The sequence below is a fragment of the Streptomyces sp. S.PB5 genome, assembly GCF_030403745.1.
Classification (GTDB): domain Bacteria; phylum Actinomycetota; class Actinomycetes; order Streptomycetales; family Streptomycetaceae; genus Streptomyces.
On record NZ_JAQMWP010000005.1, the window covers coordinates 276,542 to 295,683 of the forward strand.

At 70.8% G+C, this 19,142-nt stretch carries 15 protein-coding genes and 1 tRNA gene; 10 read left to right on the forward strand and 6 right to left on the reverse strand.

Annotated elements, in window-relative coordinates:
- Nucleotides 1–144: 144 nt before the first annotated feature.
- Both PH203_RS15200 and PH203_RS15205 read left to right on the forward strand, forming a co-directional pair.
- On the forward strand, nucleotides 145–1,431 hold the full coding sequence (locus tag PH203_RS15200) for a M6 family metalloprotease domain-containing protein (RefSeq protein ID WP_289920471.1): 1,287 nt from the start codon (nucleotides 145–147) through the stop codon (nucleotides 1,429–1,431).
- 55 nt (nucleotides 1,432–1,486) lie between these two features.
- Complete coding sequence (locus PH203_RS15205; protein ID WP_289920472.1) at nucleotides 1,487–3,160, forward strand: IclR family transcriptional regulator C-terminal domain-containing protein; 1,674 nt, start codon at nucleotides 1,487–1,489, stop codon at nucleotides 3,158–3,160.
- 2 nt (nucleotides 3,161–3,162) lie between these two features.
- On the opposite strand, the gene PH203_RS15210 is transcribed toward PH203_RS15205, so the two are convergent.
- Nucleotides 3,163–4,287, reverse strand: coding sequence for a histidine kinase (locus tag PH203_RS15210; protein WP_289920473.1), 1,125 nt, complete (start codon nucleotides 4,285–4,287; stop codon nucleotides 3,163–3,165).
- On the reverse strand, nucleotides 4,284–4,958 hold the full coding sequence (locus PH203_RS15215) for a response regulator transcription factor (RefSeq protein ID WP_289920721.1): 675 nt from the start codon (nucleotides 4,956–4,958) through the stop codon (nucleotides 4,284–4,286). The genes PH203_RS15210 and PH203_RS15215 overlap by 4 nt, the downstream gene beginning before the upstream one ends.
- A 207-nt stretch (nucleotides 4,959–5,165) precedes the next feature.
- Between PH203_RS15215 and PH203_RS15220 the strand changes: the two genes are divergently transcribed.
- Both PH203_RS15220 and PH203_RS15225 read left to right on the forward strand, forming a co-directional pair.
- Nucleotides 5,166–6,419, forward strand: a complete 1,254-nt coding sequence (locus PH203_RS15220; RefSeq protein WP_289920474.1) for a DUF418 domain-containing protein — start codon at nucleotides 5,166–5,168, stop codon at nucleotides 6,417–6,419.
- Between the two features lie 92 nt (nucleotides 6,420–6,511).
- Nucleotides 6,512–6,584 (forward strand) — tRNA-Arg (locus tag PH203_RS15225).
- Between the two features lie 114 nt (nucleotides 6,585–6,698).
- Here the strand turns inward: PH203_RS15225 and PH203_RS15230 are convergent.
- Complete coding sequence (locus tag PH203_RS15230) at nucleotides 6,699–8,921, reverse strand: hypothetical protein (RefSeq protein WP_289920475.1); 2,223 nt, start codon at nucleotides 8,919–8,921, stop codon at nucleotides 6,699–6,701.
- 419 nt (nucleotides 8,922–9,340) lie between these two features.
- Between PH203_RS15230 and PH203_RS15235 the strand changes: the two genes are divergently transcribed.
- Complete coding sequence (locus tag PH203_RS15235; RefSeq protein ID WP_289920476.1) at nucleotides 9,341–10,648, forward strand: hypothetical protein; 1,308 nt, start codon at nucleotides 9,341–9,343, stop codon at nucleotides 10,646–10,648.
- A 348-nt stretch (nucleotides 10,649–10,996) separates the two neighbouring features.
- On the forward strand, nucleotides 10,997–12,121 hold the full coding sequence (locus PH203_RS15240; protein ID WP_289920477.1) for a PP2C family protein-serine/threonine phosphatase: 1,125 nt from the start codon (nucleotides 10,997–10,999) through the stop codon (nucleotides 12,119–12,121).
- Between the two features lie 506 nt (nucleotides 12,122–12,627).
- Here the strand turns inward: PH203_RS15240 and PH203_RS15245 are convergent.
- From PH203_RS15245 to PH203_RS15255, 3 genes are all read right to left on the reverse strand, one after another.
- The gene (locus tag PH203_RS15245) at nucleotides 12,628–13,176 is read right to left on the reverse strand and encodes a GIY-YIG nuclease family protein (RefSeq protein WP_289920478.1); all 549 of its coding nucleotides are present in this window, start codon (nucleotides 13,174–13,176) and stop codon (nucleotides 12,628–12,630) included.
- Nucleotides 13,177–13,299: 123 nt separating this feature from the next.
- Nucleotides 13,300–14,391: a sugar-binding protein gene (locus PH203_RS15250; RefSeq protein WP_289920479.1), complete on the reverse strand. Its 1,092-nt coding sequence runs from the start codon at nucleotides 14,389–14,391 to the stop codon at nucleotides 13,300–13,302.
- 294 nt (nucleotides 14,392–14,685) lie between these two features.
- The gene (locus PH203_RS15255) at nucleotides 14,686–15,960 is read right to left on the reverse strand and encodes a ferredoxin reductase family protein (protein ID WP_354671248.1); all 1,275 of its coding nucleotides are present in this window, start codon (nucleotides 15,958–15,960) and stop codon (nucleotides 14,686–14,688) included.
- A gap of 321 nt (nucleotides 15,961–16,281) precedes the next feature.
- Here PH203_RS15255 and PH203_RS15260 point away from each other — a divergent pair, with 321 nt between their 5' ends.
- The 4 genes from PH203_RS15260 (at nucleotide 16,282) to PH203_RS15275 (ending at nucleotide 19,103) form a co-directional block, all read left to right on the forward strand.
- Entirely contained in the window at nucleotides 16,282–16,503 is a 222-nt protein-coding gene (locus PH203_RS15260; RefSeq protein ID WP_289920481.1) for a hypothetical protein, read from the forward strand.
- Between the two features lie 261 nt (nucleotides 16,504–16,764).
- Nucleotides 16,765–17,466 carry a glycoside hydrolase family 11 protein gene (locus PH203_RS15265; protein ID WP_289920482.1) on the forward strand — a complete coding sequence of 234 codons (702 nt, stop codon included), beginning with the start codon at nucleotides 16,765–16,767 and terminating at the stop codon, nucleotides 17,464–17,466.
- Between the two features lie 32 nt (nucleotides 17,467–17,498).
- A complete protein-coding gene (locus PH203_RS15270) occupies nucleotides 17,499–18,218 on the forward strand; it encodes a polysaccharide deacetylase family protein (protein WP_289920722.1) in 720 nt (239 codons plus the stop codon).
- Between the two features lie 120 nt (nucleotides 18,219–18,338).
- On the forward strand, nucleotides 18,339–19,103 hold the full coding sequence (locus tag PH203_RS15275) for a hypothetical protein (RefSeq protein ID WP_289920483.1): 765 nt from the start codon (nucleotides 18,339–18,341) through the stop codon (nucleotides 19,101–19,103).
- Nucleotides 19,104–19,142 lie beyond the last annotated feature (39 nt).

The window sequence follows — 19,142 nt, forward strand, 5'->3', positions numbered from 1 at the left end:
CTGAGTCACAAGCCCTCTCGGCCCCAGATCCGAGAAACCCACGTTCGGTCTCCTCCAGCGCGCGCCCGCGCACCCCTCGACACAGGGTGATCGAAAGGGCGCAGCCGGTGAAACGCGGCTGCCGTGGACGGAAGAGGGCCGTGCATGCAGCAGACGCAGACCAGCCGTCGGATACGTCCGCGCCGCACCGCCGCCCTCGTCTGTCTGACCGCGCTGACCCTCGCGGTCTGCACCTCGGCCGGCACCGGACATCTCACGCCGCTGCCCGCCCCCGCGGGCGCCGGCCCGATCGCACTGGCCCGCACCTCCGCGCACGGCCCCTGCATGATCCGCGGCGGCGACGCGGTCCAGATGTCGGAAGGGGTCCCCACCCACGGCGGCTACTCCCGCTCCACCGGCACGGTCCGCGCCCTCACCCTGATGATCGACTTCCCGGACGCGCCGGGCCGCGGCAGGGCCCTGGACCGCTTCGCGGAGTTCTTCCCCCAGACCCAGGACTGGTTCCGCACCAGCTCCTACGGCCGCCTCGCCTACCGCGCGGAAACCCCCGTCCCGGGGTGGCTGCGGATGCCGAAGGCCTTCAAGTCGTACGGCATAGAGCGCGGCGCGCCCTTCGACCCGGGCTACCGGGACCTGGTCCAGGACATCGTGGCCGCCGCCGATCCGAAGGTGGACTTCCGGTCGTACGACTTCCTGAACGTGCTGGTGACGCCCAACGCCGGGCCCTCCGCGCTGGACACGGTCCTGTCGGTGACGTTCGCCGGGAACCCGGACGCGCCCGTCGCCGACGGTGTCCCGGTCGCCAACGCGTCCTTCGTCTACTCCCGCCAGGACGACGGCTCCGGCTCCTACGACCGCACCGGCTACCGGGTCCTCCCCCACGAGAACGGCCATGTCTTCGGCCTGCCCGACCTCTACACCGCCGACGGCGGGGGCGCGGTCGGCCACTGGGACATCATGAGCGAGGACTGGGGCGCCAACAACGACCTGCTCGGCTGGCACAAGTGGAAGCTCGGCTGGCTGGACGCGTCCCAGGTCACCTGTGTGACCGCCCCGGGCACCACCGAGTACACCCTCACCCCGCTGGCCCGCACCGGCGGCGCGAAACTCCTCTTCGTCCCGGTCAGCGGCCGCACCGGATACGCCGTCGAACTGCGCACCCGCGAGGGCAACGACGAGGCGGTCTGCCGCCCGGGCGTCCTGATCTACAAGGTCGACGCCGACGTCGACACCGGCATGGGCCCGGTCACCGTCTACGACTCCGAACGCGACAGCGGCGGCTGCACCCGCAGCCCCAACGTCCACGCCGAACTCTCCGACGCCCCCTTCGCCCCCGGCGAGGACTTCGAGGACCGCAAGAAGGGCATCCGCATCGCGGTGGCGGGGGCGGACCTGGCCGGGGACTACCGGGTGCGGGTGACGCGGCGCTGAGGACGGGCCGGCCGGGACTACCGTAGGCGTCCTGCGACCGCCGTACGGAGACCCGATGCCCGCGAAGACGACCCTGGACGCTGCGACCGGCTCCTCCGCCGTTCCCGCCGAGGCGGTCACCCCCCTGATCCGCGGGGTCGCCGTGCTGCGGGAGCTCACCGAGGCGGGCGGCACGCTGAGCCCGAGCGCACTGGAACGCGCCACGGGCCTCGCCCGCTCCACGGTCGACCGGATCACATCGACACTGGCACGCATGGGGTACGTCCGTGTCGACGGCCGCGATGTGGTGCTGGCGCCGCGGCTCATGGAACTGGGCAACGCCTATCTGGCCGCGCTGCGGCTGCCCGCGCTGCTGTCCTGGCGGGCGGACGCGCTCGCCGACGAGCTCGACGAATCGGTGTCCCTCGCGGTCGCCGACCGGGACGGCATCCGCTTCATCCACCAGGCCACCCGCCGCCGCGCGATGTCCCTGAGCTTCCGCATCGGCGATCTGCTCCCCGCCGAGCGGACCGCGCCGGGCGCCCTGTTCGCGACGGAGTGGACCGAGCCCGAGTGGGCGGGCTGGCGCGAGCGCCGGGCGGCGGATCCGCAGGACCGGGGCTTCCCGGCCGTACCGCCGCGCGAACCCGGCGCTCCGGAAGCGGAGTTCGAGCGGCTCGTGCTGGACGCGGAGGCAACGGGCTGGTCCCTGGACGACCAGTTGATCGAGCCGGGCCTGGTGGCGGTCTCGGTCCCGGTACGGGATCCCCGCACCGGCCGGATCGCGTGCGCGGCGAGTGTCGTGAGCCATACGAGCCGGCACACCGCGGCCGGGCTCCGGGACACGCTGCTGCCCCGGCTGCGGGCGGCGGTGGCGGACATGGAGCGGGAACTGCCGGAGACCGCGCCCCCCGCGACCGGGACCCCCTCGGGGCTGGCGACCTGGACCGGGGCGTCCAAGCAGGAGCTCGGCAGGGAGTTCATCGAGTCGCTGGCCCGCGGACTGACCGTACTGACCGCCTTCGGCGACGGCCGCGCCTCGCTGACCCTGACGGAGGTGGCGAAGGCGACGGGCCTGGCGCGAGCGACCGCCCGCAGGGCGCTGATCACCTACGAGCACCTGGGCCTGGTGACGGCGACCCCGCACCGCACGTTCACGCTGACGCCGCGGGTGCTGTCCCTCGGCTTCCCGCCGCTGTCCCGCACCTCGCTGCCGGAGATCGCGACCCCGCATCTGGCCGAACTGTCCGCGCGGATCCACGAGTCGGCGTCCCTGGCGGTGCTGACGCCGGCCGGTGACGAGATCCAGTACACGGCCCGGGTGGCCACGAACCGGGTGATGAGCGTGAACCTCACGGTCGGCACCCGGCTCCCGGCGTACGCGACCTCCATGGGCCGTGTCCTGCTGGCCGGCCTCCCCCCGACAGAGCGCGCGCCCGGCGCCCTGCGCCCCCTGACCTCCCACACCCTGACGGACCCCGAGGCGCTCGCCCGGGTCCTCACCGACGTGGGCAGCCAGGGCTACGCCCTGGTCGACGAGGAACTGGAGGAGGGCCTGCGCTCCATCGCGGTCCCCGTGCGCGACCGCACGGGCCGGGTCGTCGCGGCCCTCAACACCGCCATGCACACGACCCGGCGCACCCCGTCGCAGTGCGTGAGCGACCTGCTGCCCGAACTACGGGCGACGGCGGCGGCGATCGAGCGTGACCTCCATACGGCGGGCCGTTTCACGCGCGTACCGACGTCATGAACTCACTCCGCGTGCCTCGGGATCCGCAGGCACACCTCGTACCCGCCGTGGGCGGTGGGGCCGGACCTGAAGGTTCCGTCGAGGAGTTCGGCGCGTTCCTTCAGGCCGATCAGGCCCTGCTGGGAGCTGGGAAGGGGAAGGGAGGGCCGAGTGGGCGACGTGTTCGTGACGGTGACGCCGTACCAGGCTCCGTCGTGCCAGAGGCGTACGGTCGCGGTGGCTCCCGGGGCGTGTTTACGGACGTTGGTGAGGGCTTCCTGCACGGTTCGGTAGATCGCGCGTTGCACGGGGGGCCCGATCTCCGGTGGCAGCCCGCCGGTCAACTCGGCCTCGATGCCGCAGGTCGTGACGAGGCGGTGGAGGTCGGTGAGGGTGGGCTGCGGGGTGAGCTCGGTGGCACGCCCGCCGGAGGCCCGCAGCAGGGTCACCATGTGGCGCAGCTCGTCGAGGGTGTCGACGCTGAGCGAACGGATGGCGCGGGCGCCTTCCCTCGCCTCCGGTTCCTTCGCGGCGACTTGCAGAGCGCCGGCCTGTACGGCGATCAGGCTGACCTGATGGGACACGACGTCGTGCATCTCACGGGCTAGCTGGGCGCGTTCGCGGGCCAGCACGGCCTGGGAGTGCAGCAGCCGTTCGTGTTCGCGGGCTTCCTCGATCTCGACCAGCCGACGGGCCAGGTCCCGGCGCGCCTGGACGAGCTGGCCCAGCAGGACGGGGGCGGCGGCCGTGGCGAGTGTGTAGAAGAAGTAGACGACGGTCCAGGTGCGCTCGCGCGAGGAGAGGTCGTTCAGCGGCCAGGGCGCGGCGGAGGCAACGGCGAACAGCACCGCGCACACCACCAGCAGACGCCGCTCTCGGGAGCGCTCCGCCAGCGTGAACAGGGCCGCGAACGGCGCGAAGACGATGTCCAGCATCAGACTGGCGGGGAGGGTCAGCACGAACACCGCGAGCGGAAAGCGTCGGCGGAATGCGAGCACTACACAGGCGAGCGCGGCCATGACCTGCGCGGTGGGGGACCCTGACCCGTACCCGAGGCTGAGCAGGGCGTCCGTGGCCGCGACCGCGACGATCACGGCGTCGACGAGCGGATCGGGGAGCCGCGCCCACCATGCGCCGGGCATGGTCATCGTCCGGACTCCGGGTGCCGCCGTCCGGCGTCGAGCAGGCCGGCCCGCTGGGCGAGCAACGCGGCCTGAACCCTGCTGCCGACCCGCAACTTGGTGAGAATCGCGCTCACATGGTCCTTCACGGTCCCCGCACTGAGGTGGATCCGGCCACCGATCTCGCCGTTGGACAGCCCCTCCGCGACGAGCAGGAGTACCTCCTTTTCGCGCTCGCTGAGCCGTCCGACGCGGGCGGCCTGCTCGTCGTCCACGCCCGCGGCCCCGGGGTGGCTCTGCCAGACGGCGCGGGACGCCTTCGGCGACATGACGACACCGCCCGCCGCCAACGTCCGTACCAGCTGCGCGAGTTGTTCGGGTTCGGTGTCCTTGAGCAGAAAGCCGGCCGCACCGGAGCGCAGCGCCGTGAGGATGTACTCGTCGGCGTCGAAGGTGGTCAGCATCGCCACCACCGGCGGCTGCGGGAGGGCACGCAGCCGCCGCAGCACGGTCAGTCCGTCGACGTCCGGCATGCGGATGTCCAGCAGCACGACGTCGGGGCCTTCCCGGCGGACGGTGTCGACCGCCTCCGCGCCCGTGGTGGTCGCGACGACGTCGATGTCGTCGGCCGTGTTGAGGATGAGCCGGAAGCCGGAACGCACCAGGGCCTCGTCGTCCACCACTACTACCCGGATCACCTGTGTTCCGCCCTGTCGTCCCTGCTCGTACGTCTGCGGACGCACGTCCTGTTGATCGTTCCGTCTTCACCGTAGAACGGAAAACGCTCGGCGGGACGGCTGTTGCGCGCACACCCGCCACCCGGGGGGTGAGGGCCGGCCAGACGGCGGGCAGGGCCGGACACTCGCCGGATACTGCGTGCTCAGGGAGCTCTCCAGCCTGGGAACATGACCCAGAACGCAGACGACTCGGCACTGATGACGCCGACCACCGCCGCGTCCGAGACCGAGAAGCGCGAGCGGACCGACGAGCGGGCCAAGGCCCCGGAGCACGGGCGCGTTCCGGTGGGACGCCTGGTCGGCGTGGACCTCGCCCGAGGGCTCGCGGTGTTCGGCATGTACGCGGCCCATGTGGGCCCCGACCCGTCCGAGGGCGGGGCGACCGGCTTCTTCATGGAACTGGCGCACGGCCGGGCCTCCGCGCTCTTCGCCTTCCTGGCCGGCTTCTCGATCATGCTCATGACCGGCCGCCGTGCTCCGAAGACGGGCCGGGCGGGCCGGCAGGCGATCGCCAAGGTGGTGATACGCGCGCTCGTCCTGCTGGCCCTGGGCACGGCGCTCACCCTGTCCGGCACCCCGGTCGAGGTGATCCTCGCCTTCTACGGCCTGTACTTCCTGCTCGTCCTGCCCCTGTACCGGCTCTCCTTCCGTCCGCTGGCGATCATCGCCGCGGCGACCGCCCTGGTGCTGCCGCAGGCCCTGTACGTCATCCGCCTCGCGCTCCCCGAGGACGGTGCCAGCGGCGTCTGGGCCTGGCCCGCGGGCTCCGACGGCATCGTGTCGCTGCTCTTCACCGGCAGCTACCCGGCCCTCGGCTGGATCCCCTTCGTGATCGCCGGCATGGCGGTGGCCCGTCTCGACCTGATCTCCACCGTCGTACGCACGCGTCTCGCGATCACCGGCTTCGGCCTGGCCCTGCTCGGCTACGGCGGCTCCTTCCTCGCCCTCCACCTGGTCCCCGGCGCGCTCACGACGCTCAACGCCTCCGGCTGGGGCGAGAGCGGTACCGCTGCGTCCGCCTGGTGGTCCGACACCTGGGGCTTCCCGGACGGCAGTACCCCGCTCGGCCTCCTGGTGGCCTCCCCGCACAGCGAGACGACCCTCTCCGTCCTGGCCAACACGGGCGTGGCGATCATGGTCCTGGCCGGCTGTCTGGCCGTCGTCGACGCCTTCCCACGCGTCCACCGCCTCGCCCGCCCGGTCATCGCGGTGGGTTCGATGTCCCTGACCGCCTACGTCCTCCACATCGTCGGTATCCAGCTCCTCGGCATCGAGGAACTGCCCGGATCCCCGCTGCACGTGCTTGTGGGCTTCATCGTCGCCGCCACCGCCTTCGCCACGCTCTGGTCCCGCTCCTTCCGTCGCGGCCCACTGGAGTGGCTGCTCGGCAAGGCCACCGAGCCCGCGGAGCTGATCCGGTGATCGGTGTGTCCTGACGGCCACCGTCCCCATAGCCGCCACCCGCTACACTGTGCCCGGTGGCTCAAGCCCTCGTGCCTGTCCCACCTCGGAACGCCTTCGTAGCTCAGGGGATAGAGCACGGCTCTCCTAAAGCCGGTGTCGCAGGTTCGAATCCTGCCGGGGGCACAACGCAGTAGACGGCTAACCTGGCGTTTTACCCCCAGAGACGCGTCCTGTTCGGCCTCGGACTCCTTGTCCGGGGCCGTTTGTCCGAGCGGACAGGGTGAGGGACGGCAGGCCTCAGCCGGATGCGCGGGTCGTGGCGTCTGTCGCGTAGCTCATTCCCTGTTCGTACGACATCGCGCGGCCAGCCTCGTAGGCGTGCTCGAAGGCCGAGGGGCCGATCATGTCGCGGATGGCGCGTTCGCAGGCTTGGCGGGCGGCGATCAGGTCCGGGGAGTTCATTTGGGCGCGGCCGCCTGCGCGGTCCCACAGACGCTGGGCGATGCCGAGGAGTCCGGCCGCCCGGTGAGCTTCGCCCGCAGCGGTGGTGGCGGATGCCAGGGTGTCGAGGGCCAGGGCCGCGAGGCCGCCGGAGCTGTGCAGCAGCCGGTGCGCGGCAACAGCCCGGGTGGCGTTGCGTGCCCCCGAGGCGATGTCGCCGCGGGCGAGGTCCAGCATCGCCACCACCAGGTCGACGGCCGAGCGCGTCCAGTACTCGCCGCGCCGGGCGCATTCGGCGCGGACCTCTTCGGCCGCCGCACGGGCCGCTTCGTGATCGCCGCTCATCAGGTGCGCGTACCCCAGGGCGCCGATCGTCTGAAGCTGGGCCGAACCGAGCCAGTCGTCCCGGACGGGGAGGCGGGCGGCGGCGGACATCGGGCCGACCGCCTCAGCCGACCGGCCGCGCAGGGCGAGCTGGGTGCCCATGAGGTAGGCGGAGACGGAGAGGGCGACCGGATCGTCCTGCTGCCGTGCCACCTCGGTGAGCCGCCGGCCGTACTCGGCTGCGGTGTCCGTATCGCCCTGCATGATCGCTCCGGCGCCGCGCGACCACAGGGCCCGCAGGAGGTCCGGCCCCGGAGCCGGAGCCGGATCGGCGGCGAGCGCCCGGTCGAGACAGCGCTGCGCGTCGCGCACATGGCCGCAGTGCCGCCACAGGAAGCCCGCGGTGCCCGCGATCTCCAGGGCGGCGCGCCGGTCGGGCTGATCGAGTGACCAGTCCACCGCGGCGCGCAGGTTGGCGTGGTCGGTCAGCACGCGTTCGCACCACTGCACCTGGCGGCCGGTGTTCCACTCGGCGCAGCCGTCGCGGGCCAGGCGCCGGTAGTACTCGCGGTGGCGCAGTCGTACGGCGTCGGCCTCGCCCAACTCCCGCAGCCAGTCCGCGCCGTACTCGCGCACCGTGTCGAGCATCCGGAAGCGAGCCGTGCCGGTGCGATGGTCGCGCTCCATGCCGGGGCGATGGTCGCGCTGCACGATGGACTGGGCGGTGAGCTCGTTGAGCAGGACGGGCACCTGTCCGGCCGCCAGCGGGCCACCGGCGCACACTTCCTGGGCGGCCTCGGCGTCGAAGCCACCGGTGAACACTGCAAGGCGGGCCCACAACAGCCTTTCCAGCGGAGCACACAGCTCATGGCTCCAGCCGATGGTGGTGCGCAGGGCCTGGTGGCGCGACGGGTCCTCGGTGTCGTCGTCCGAGGCCAGCAGGGCCAGTCGGTGGTCCGCCCGCGTCCCGAAGTGGTCGTCCAGCTCGGTGAGCGACAGGGTGGACAGCCGGGCCGCGGCCAGTTCGACGGCCAGCGGGATGCCGTCCAGGTACTGGCAGACCGAGACCGCCACCGGCCGGGTGACCTCGTCGAGTACGAAGCCGGAGCGCACGGCGGCCGCCCGGTCGGCGAACAGGGTCACCGCGTCCTCCCGCGCCGCGCTGCCCGACTCGTCCACCGGCAGCGGCTCGACTTCCACACACTGCTCCCCGGGCAGCCCGAGCCGTCGGCGGCTGGTGGCCAGGACGTGCACGTGCGGAGCGAGCCGCAGCGCGTCGACGAAGGCCGCGCAGTCCTCCAGCAGGTGTTCGCACGAGTCGAGGACCAGCAGCAGTCGCTTGTCCGCGATCCACGCGGCCAGCGCCTCCGTCGCCGGTCGCGTCGTCTGGTCGGCCACCCGCAGCGCCTCCATGGCCGCCAGCCCCAGCACACCGGGTCCGGCCATGCCCACGCCGTGCAGGGCGGAGAGCTCCACCAGCCACACACCGTCCGGGTAGGCGGACCGCATCCCGCGCGCGGCCCGCACCGCAAGCCGCGTCTTGCCGACCCCACCCGGTCCCAGAAGGGTCACCAGCCGACGCCCGCCGTCCCGGTTCCGCCGTCCCTCGCCGCCCTCGGCTGGCCCGCCGTCCGGACGCAACATGACGTCAAGCCGGGCGAGTTCGTCCTGCCGCCCGATGAAGCTGCGCGTCTCCGGCGGCAGGTTCCCCGACCACTCGCCGCTCTCCGTCTCTCCCGGCACGCCATGTGACACGGCGCTCCCTCCCCGCTCCCGCTCCCGCTCCTGTTCCGAACCCGGCTCAGTCTGCTCCGGCAGCACGCCCCCGTGGCAGGGCAGCGGGTGCGGGGACAGAAACACGGCGTCGTCTTGCCTTCGCTGTTCACTTCGGGGCACGTGGCGATCGGTCCGCGCACATCCGCGACCGGCGGGGTGATGGGGGCGCACAGCGCACACAACGGAGCGTCGCCACCGGCACGCGCCGGCGAACGGAAAGCGCGCCCCTGCGCACATCCAGGCGCCGCCAGGCTCCGGTTGTGCGTGGGCGAGGAGCGCGGAATGGTGCCCGCCATACCAGGGGCATATTGTCCCGACAAGCATGAGGAGTTCCGCTCATGACCAGCAGTTTCCTACCCTTCGCACACCACCCGGCGTGGAGAGCGCAGGTGGCAGCCGTGTCCGCACTCGCCGTGGGCCTGATCGTGGCCCTCACACCCACCGCGGTGGCCGCACCCGGTGACCTGGACACCGGTTTCGGCACCGGCGGCAAGGTCACCACCGACTTCGGTGCCTCCCCGTCGGAGCCGGAGATCGGCAACGACCTGCTGCGTACGTCCAACGGCTCCCTGTTCGTCGCCGGGCGGCGGGGCCTCAACACCCCCGGCACCGGCCTGGACAACTCCTTCGGCGTGGCCAAGTACACCTCCAACGGCGCGCTGGACACCGGATTCAGCGGCGACGGCAAGGTCGCCACCGGCTTCGGCGACACCGTGTCACTGGCCCGGTCGGTCATCGAGGCCGGCAGCGGGAAGATCCTGGTGGGCGGTCTCACCGGCGGGGAACAGATCGCCGACCTGGCGCTGGCGAAGTACAACGCGGACGGCTCCCTCGACACCTCCTTCGGCGGCGGCGACGGCAAGGTCACCACCGACCTGTCCGGCGGCCTCGGCGACGGCATCCGCGGCCTGAGCGTGACGAGCGGCGGCAAGATACTCGCGGCCGGAGCGGCCGGGGCGGACTCCTTCATCGCCCGCTACAACTCCGACGGCACCCTCGACACCGGCTTCGGCGGCGGCGACGGCTTCGTCACCACGGACTTCGGCACCGGCGACCACCTCTTCGCGCTGGAGGAGCTGTCCACCGGGAAGATGATCGCGGCCGGCAGCGCCAACAGTGACTTCCTGCTGGTCCGGTACAACTCCGACGGCACCCTGGACACCGGATTCAGCGGCGACGGCATCGTGACCACCGACTTCAACGGACTCTCCGACCTCGCGTTCGGCTTCACCCAGGCGCCCGGCGGCGACTACGTGATCGCGGGCGCGGTCGACGCCCCCGAGCCGTTCGGCATCGCCGGACCCATCAAGGCCGGCGTGGTCCGCTACAACTCCGACGGCAGCCTGGACACCGGGTTCAGCGGCGACGGCAAGGTCACCACGGACGTGAACACCCTGCTCGCCGACGAGGCACGCGATGTCGCCGTGGACAGCAACGGCAAGATCGTGATCGCCGGACTGGCCGGCCAGTCCGTCGTGTTCCCCGTCGATCCCGTCGACGGCGACGCCCTCGTCGTCCGCTACAACTCCAACGGCACCCTGGACACCGGATTCAGCGGCGACGGCATCGCCACCGTCGACTTCTCCGGCGGGGCGGATGTCGCTCGGGGCATCGCACTGACCGGCAGCAACGACATCATCATCGCCGGCGGCGCGACATCGAGCACCACCGGGCTCGACTTCGCCCTGGCCAAGCTCCAGGGATAGGCGGCCACAGAGGACGGCGGCGGTGAACCGGGGCGACGGTCCCGGCTCACCGCCGTCCGTCGTGCGTACCCGGGCGCGACGGGAGGCGGCTTCGCAAAGGGGGGACGCGGGCGCGCAGCGTCACGGCACCCCCGCCCGAGTCTGCTCCCCGGCTCAGTGCCCGGGCCGTGCATGTCACGAGATGCTCTCTCCTTCGCGCAAGGCGCTCACATGGCCGTACCACGGCAAACACGCCCGATCACCTCTCGGCACACTCCGGTCAACCAGCCCTGTCAGACGGCACGTTGGGCCATAGTTTCCGTCCTCCGTCACGAACTCTCGAGACGTAGAGGGAGGCGGGGGCTACACATGGCCGTCAGGGCAGTCGGGTGGTGGCGGCGGGAGACGAGCACGCGGAGTCGGCGCAGCCGAGGCCGACCGGTGCTCGCGCTGGGGGTGAGCGGCCTGCTCGCCGTCCTCAGCGGGCTGGGCAGTTGGCAACTGGGAGTCGCCGTACTGGTCATCGGCCCCGTGCTGGCCTGCCCCCGCCTGGACGCACGGCGCACCGCCGCAGTGGTGGGGTGGGCGCTGTTGCTCGCTCTCGGGGCGGGCGCCGCGAGAGGCCTCATGGCGACTCCGGGTTTCGGAATCGAGTTCCTCGTCCTGCTGGCGGGCGGCACACTGGCCGTCCGCGACGCCGCCCGGCACACGGCCAACGCGGCCGCACTGGCCCGGGCCACCGAAGTCGCACAGGCGTCACAGAACGCGATCCTGCGGCCGATGTCCGTGGAGATCGGCGGCATCGAGGTGTGCGCCCGGCACCACTGCGCCGTGCAGGGGGCGTCGGTGTGCGGGGACCTGTACGCCGTCGTCCACACCCCGTACGGAGTGCGCCTGCTCATCGGGGACGTACGCGGCCACGACCTGGACGCTCTGCGGACCACCGCGGCAACCATCGGGGCCTTCAAGGACCTTGCCTATCTCACTCCCGGCCTCACCGACCTGGTGACGGCCCTGGACGCCAGGATCGCCCCGGAACTGGGGCCGGAGGACTTCGTCACCGCCGTACTCGCGGAGTTCGCCCCGGGCGAGGTCCGCCTCGTCAACTGCGGGCACCCCGCGCCCATCCGGGCAGGGAAGCAGGTCAGGTTGCTGGAACCACTCGAGCCGACACCCCCGTTGGGCCTGCATCCGGAGCCGCGGTTGTATCGCTTCTATCTGTCGGGTGGGGACAGGATCCTGTTCTACACCGACGGCCTGAGCGAGGCACGCGATGCGAACGGCGCCGATTTCCCGCTCCTCGAACGGGTCGGTGACGCGTTGGCCGCGCTCTCTCCCTCCGACGTGTTCGACACGCTGTACGCCATGGTGGCCGCGCACACGGGCCGCGAGCCGACCGACGACATCGCGCTCGCCCTGTGCCGGCCGACCAGCATGGTCGCGCCCTCGCCCGCTGCCCGACCGCCGAACACCGCGGCACGAACGGAGTCGTAGGCGATCGTCGGCGCGGGGGTACCCGGCGGTGTTCCAGAAGAACCTCGACCACGAGCCGGAGAGTGACGCGTACCGGTTCCTGTTTCACGTACACGGCAACGCCGGGTCGGCAACTCGTCGCCGGTGCGGCAGTGGGCGACGAGGTGCACAGTGCGCGGGAAGCCATCGAGGCCCCCGGCGGCCGTCGGACGAAGGCCGCCAGCCGCATCTGCCTCGACAGGCTCGGTTCGCCACCCGCTCGGAGCTGCGCACCATCGAAGTCGCCACGGAGCAGTGCCGGCACGGTGGTTCGGGGAGAACACCATGGCGGCCGTCGAGGAGCACGAGGCGCCCGGACCCTGGAGGACTGCCGGCGCGATATCCAGCGCCGCCTGTTCGGCTGACACCGGTCACGCGGTTCAGCCAAGGCTTCGGACCCGACCGTGACCTGGGTGACCTGGGTGACCTGGGAATGGCAGCCAGTGGGGCTGTGAGGGCCCTGGGCAGAACGAACACAAGAACGCGCGCTATCCGATGGGCCGAGGGCCGGCGCCGGCGTAGTAACGCGCCCGCGCCTCCTTGACCGTCTCCAGCGCGACCCCCCGCCCCGCACCGTCGACGTTGAGCGGCGGACCCAACCGGGAGATCAACTCCCCCTCCACCGACAGCGGATCGGGGTGCTCGGCCCAGGTGAGCGAGAGGTGCTCGTGCATCCACTCGGTGAGCCGCTCCTCGTCCTCCGGTACGAGGACCACTCGGTCGGTCCACGTCGTCCGGTAGCCCTCGGTGGCCATCAGCAGCCCCGCCAGCGTCCGACGCAGCGTTGAACTACCGGACCGTCTCAGGTGGTTGGAGGTGATACGGCTGCGCAGTCGGGTGGCCTTGCCGAGGTAGAGCAGCCGGCGTCCGGGGTCCGCGGAGTTCTCCGGGCCGGCGAACGACGGCAGAACGGTCGGCGCCGCCCACCAGGCGTACAGGCCCGGGGTCTTGGGCAGCGCGGCCGCCGCCTCGGACAGTGCGCACGGTGATGTGAACAGGGCTGCTGTGGTCCGCTGAACGGCCGTCTCCTCCGACATGGCCGCAGAATAAGGGCCCTGCTGAACGCCCACCGGCGAACTCGCAATCCTGCCAAGGAGGGCAGCAGCACAGAGACCCCGGACCGATCCCCGGTCCGGGGCCTCCCGCATGTGTCCGTGCCGCTACTTGAGCTCGTCCTCCGTGAAGTACTCCTCGCGGGCCAGGATCTCGTAGTTCGACTTGTCGATGCTCGTCGGCTGGAGCAGGCGGGCGGGGACGGGCTTGACGCCGTTCTTGTAGGTCACCGTGTCGTCCACCGACGGGTTCCGGTCGTTGAGGATGTCGTCGATCATGGTGCAGGCGGCGTCGGCGAGGTTGCGGACGTCCTTGAAGACGGTCTGCGACTGGTCGCCGGCGATGATCGACTTCACCGAGGGCAGTTCCGCGTCCTGGCCGGTGACGATCGGGAGGGGTTTGGCGGCGGTGTCGTAGCCGTCCGCGTTCAGCGCGGCCAGGATGCCCCTGGAGATGCCGTCGTACGGGGAGAGGACCGCGTCGAGCTGCTTGGTGGCGTAGAACTCGTCGAGGAGGTCGGCCATGCGCTTCTGTGCGGTGGGGCCGTCCCAGCGCAGGGTGGTGATCTTCCCGAGCCCGGTCTGGCCGGACGGGACGATCAGCTGCTTGCTCTCCAGGTACGGCTCCAGGAGCGCCATCGAACCCTCGTAGAAGAACTTGGTGTTGTTGTCGTCGGGGGAACCGGCGAACAGTTCGATGTTGAACGGGCCGTCCTCGCCGTCCTCCAGGCCGAGCTTCTCGATGATGTGGTGGGCCTGCATCCGGCCGACCATCTCGTTGTCGAAGGAGATGTAGTAGTCGACGTTCTTGGTGCCGAGGATGAGCCGGTCATAGGCGATCACGGCGATGCCCGCCTCGGCGGCCCGCTGCAGCACGCTGTTCAGGGACTTGTTGTCGATGGCCGCGATGATCAGTGCTTCGACACCCTGGTCTATCAGTTTCCCTATCTGTGCGACCTGGGCCTTCGGATCGTCGTCGCCGTAGACGAGTTCGGACTTGAACTCCCTGGCCTTCAGGCCCTCGACAAGGCTCTTGCCGTCGAGGAGCCAGCGCTCGGAGGCCCGGGTCGGCATCGCGATGCCGACGGTGCCGCCGCCCCCGGAACCGCCCGTGGAGCTGCCCTCCTTGTTCTGTCCGCAGGCGGACAGGGTAAGGGCGAGCGAGGCGGCTCCGGTGAGGACGGCTCTTCGATTGAGCATGGTGGCAGTTCCCTGTTCTTCTCGTCTTTGAGGGGACAGGCCGGACCTCGGTCAGGGGCGGGCCTGGGCGGATCAGCTGGGCGCACGGGTGTGGTGGCCGCAAGCGCGCCGACTCCGGGAATGCACACGGCACTCGCCTCTCGAACGTTCGAAATGCCGTTACATGTTCGGAAAGTTGGCGTGACAGTAGGGGCTGATGTGAAGAGTGTCAACGGTACGAACAGGAACGGTTACAGAAAGGTACGGGCCTTTGCTGGTCAGAGCGGCCCGGCCGCCGGCCGTCAGGCCAGCCCCTCAGGCCAGACCGAAGCGCTCGGCGTGCACCTGTCGCGCGGGCACCCGCAGGGCCCGCAGCCCGGACAGCACGGCCGCGGTCATGGCGGGCGGGCCGCAGACGTACACATCGCGTGCGGTGATGTCGGGGACGAGGCGATACAGGCTCTCCGGGCCGAACGGCGGAGCGCCTGCCTCGGCCGTCCGGCCCGTGAGCAGATGCAGCCGCCCGCCGCGGAGCGCGACCAGGTGCCGCACCTCGTTCAGCAGCACGGCGTCGGCCTCGCTGCGCACCCGGTACAGCACGACGACGTCACCGGCCGACTGCTCCTCCAGCATCGCCCGCACCGGCGTGATCCCGACGCCCCCGGCGATCAGCAGGGCCCCGGGCCGGGTCCGGTGCAGCGAGGTGAAGGCGCCGTACGGTCCCTCGACGAAGGCGCGGCTGCCGACCGGGAGGTCCCGCAGTCCGGCGCTGGCGTCGCCGACCGCCTTGGCCGTGAGCCGCAGCCCCCGTCCGTCGGGCGCCGCGGACAGGGAGAAGGGGTTGGTCAGCCACCAGTGGTTGTGCCCGGGGAACCGCCAGATGCAGAACTGGCCCGCGCGGGCGGGGAGTTTGTCGAGGTGCCGGCCCGTGACGTACACGGAGACCACACGGTCCGACTCCGGCACCACGGCCGCGACCCGGAACCGGTGGTAGGCGTTGCGCCACACCGGCACCACGACCCGCCCGGTCAGCAGGGCACCGAAGGCGAACAGCCACAGGAACCACCAGTAGGCCCTGGCGAACGCGGAGGACGTGAAGGTCGTGGTCTCCAGCAGCTGATGGACGAACGCCAGGCCCAGGGCCACGTAGAGCAGCGTGTGCAGTCCGTGCCAGACCTCGTAGCGCAGCCGTCGGCGCAGGGGCCGGGTGGAGATCACGCCGATCACGAGGATCGTGGCCGCGGCCCACATGCCCAGCAGGGACGCCGGTACGCCGCTCAGCGCGACGAACGTCTTCGCCATGGACGTGTCGTCGAGGACCGCGAACCCGAGCACCACCAGCGTGGCGTGGGTCAGCACGGTCCACAGCAGGGTGAAGCCGACCCAGCGGTGCCACACCGTGAGCCGGTCCATCCCGATACGGCGGTCCAGCCACGGCAGCCTCGCCACCAGCAGGAGCTGGAACAGGATCAGCAGGGCCGCGTGCACTCCGAAGAACTTCGCGACCGTGAGTACGTCGTTCTTGCCCGACCCCGCGCTGAGGAACAGCCCCTCGACGATCGCCACGTTGGCGATCACGAAGGCCCACATCGCCCCGCGCGCCGCGTCCACCGGCAGCAGGGCGCCCCTGGTACCCCTGCCACCCCTGCCGTCCCTGCCACCCCTGGGCACCGCATCGCTCGTCGCCGCCATGGTCCCTCTCATCCCCCGAGGCCGCGCTATTCACGGCCGTTTACACAAACCCCATGAATACTCACCGATCGGGTCGAATCCACACCCCGACCGGATAAAGGTACGGCGAACGGACCCGATGTGTTCAGGCCATGCCGACTTCCCTTCGGAGGCGGAGCGGCATGTGACGGATCCGACGGCCGCCCCGGCCGGCGGCCCGGGGGGCGCATACTGAGCGCAATGACAAAGCCATCAGCACCGAAGCGCCATTTGCCCACCAGCCCTTTCAGGGCCCCGGTCACGCCGGTCCCCAAGCAGTTCGCCGTGGGGGACCAGGTCACACACGACGTGTACGGCCTCGGCCGAGTGATCGGTATCGAGGAAGGAATCGCGGCGTTCGTCGATTTCGGATCAGTGCGGGAGCGGATCCTGAGCCCCTACACCAAGATGAGCAAGCTCTAGCTCTAGCACCGCAGCACCTTGCCGGAAAGCCTTCGAAACATTCGTAAAGTCGAAGTTCCATTCCGATCTTGCCTTGGCGGGCACTGTCCATCACCTTCGGCAGAATTCGCCAAGCAGGACCGCTGAGCAGGCAATACACGCTTCTCCGCCACCTCCTCCACGCTCGAACGTTTCGAAACAATTACCGAAACCATTGACAGTTGACAGGGCCACTCCAAAACTGCCGATGACCGAGCTACTCGACGAGGAGGAAGCAGGCACATGAACGACGCACCCGCACCCACGCCCCCGCCCGCACGCCCCATGAGCCGCCGGACGTTCGTCAGCGGTGCCGGTACCACGGCGCTGGCCCTCGCCACCGGACTCGCCCTGCCCGGCACCGCGCACGCGGACACCGTCATCACCACCAACCAGACCGGGACGAACAACGGGTACTACTACTCGTTCTGGACCGACGCCCCCGGCACCGTCTCCATGACGCTCGCCTCCGGCGGCAACTACCGCACCTCGTGGAGCAACACCGGCAACTTCGTCGCGGGGAAGGGATGGGGCAACGGCAGCCGCAGGACCGTGAGCTACTCGGGGTCCTTCAACCCGTCCGGGAACGCCTACCTCTGCCTCTACGGCTGGACGTCCAACCCGCTCGTCGAGTACTACATCGTCGACAACTGGGGCACCTACCGGCCGACGGGGGCGTACAAGGGCACCGTGACCAGCGACGGCGGGACGTACGACATCTACCAGACCACCCGCTACAACGCCCCGTCCGTCGAGGGCACCCGCACCTTCAACCAGTACTGGAGCGTCCGGCAGTCCAGGCGGACCGGCGGTTCCATCACCACCGGGAACCACTTCGACGCCTGGGGCCGGGCCGGGATGGGGCTCGGCAGCTTCAGGTACTACATGATCATGGCGACCGAGGGCTACCAGAGCAGCGGCAACTCCAACATCACGGTGGCGTGAGGATGGGCAGCCACCTCATGGGCAACGACCGTATGGGCAGCGACCGTGTGCGCAGCCGCCGGAACATCCCGTTAACGGCGTCCCTCGGTACCCGGCTCGCCGTCCTCACCGCCGTCGCCGCCGGGGCCCTCACCGTCCCGGCCGCCACCGCCCCCACCCCCGCCCAGGCCGCCGCCTGCAACGGCTACGTCGGGCTCACCTACGACGACGGCCCGTCCGGCAACACCCCGGCCCTGCTCAACGCGCTCCGCCAGAACGGGCTGCGGGCCACCATGTTCAACGAGGGCCGGTACGCCGCCGCCAACCCCGTGCAGGTGCGGGCCCAGGTCAGCGCGGGGATGTGGGTCGGCAACCACAGTTACACCCACCCGCATCTCACCCAGCAGAGCCAGGCGACGATCGACTCCGAGATCCAGCGGACCCAGCAGGCCGTCGCGAACGCGGGCGGTGGTACGCCGAGACTGTTCCGGCCGCCGTACGGCGAGACCAACGCGACGGTCAGGGCGGTCGCCGCCAAGTACGGGCTGACCGAGATCCTCTGGAACGTCGACTCGCAGGACTGGAACGGCGCCAGTACGGACGCGATCGTGGCGGCCGCCGGGCGTCTCACCAACGGGCAGATCATCCTCATGCACGACTGGTCCGCCAACTCCCTCGCCGCGGTCCCCCGGATCGCCCAGGGGCTGGCCGCGCGGGACCTGTGCGCCGGGATGATCTCCCCGGCGACCGGCCGCGCGGTGGCTCCGGGCTAGCGGCGGACCGGGCGGCAGCTGACCGCCGTACGCGGGCATGTCGTATCCTCACCGCACCTGCCGTGCCCGTGACCTGGGGGGTTCCAGGGTCCGCGGCCGGCTCGAAACACATGGGGATTCATGCGTGCAGCAGTCATGGGCGCCGCTCTCGGCGGCGCCCTCCTCCTTGCCGGTTCCGTGCTCACCGCGCCGGCCGCGTCCGCCGCGGAGACGGGTGTGGTGATCGAGAAGGTGTCGGTCAACGGTGGCAAGTCCATCGTCTTCGGTATCTCCCGCACGGAGTCGTTCACGATCGCGGTGACCGTCTCCGACGACTCCGGGATCAGCAAGGATCTCGCGTTCCTGGCGATCGAGCGGGAGAAGGGCGACGACTACTGGTCGTTCCACGGCACGCCCACGTGCACGGCCGTCAGCTCCACCACGTCCAACTGCAAGCTCACCGTGCAGCTGGAGAAGAACATCGACCTGCCCCGCAACACCCTCGCGGGCCCCTGGGACGTGTACGTCCAGTTCCAGGCCAAGGACGGTGACTACTACGGCGGCGACTGGGGCACCCACCCCGTCAAGCGCCGCTCCACACTCGGCGTCGACGCCGCCCCCGAGCCCGTCGCCAAGGGCAAGGCCATCACGGTCACCGGCAAGCTGGCCCGGGCCAACTGGGACAGGTACACGTACGCCGGCTACACCTCGCAGCCGGTCAAGCTGCAGTTCCGGCCCAAGAACAGCAGCACCTACACCACGGTCAAGACGGTGACGACCGACAGCACGGGCAAGCTCCGGACCACCGTCACGGCCACCCAGGACGGCTACTGGCGCTGGGCGTTCGCCGGCACGACCACGACCGCGGCGGTCAAGGCGAGCGGCGACTACGTCGACGTGCGCTGACGAGCCCGACCCGTAGGTCCGGGGGCCCGGGAGGTCAGG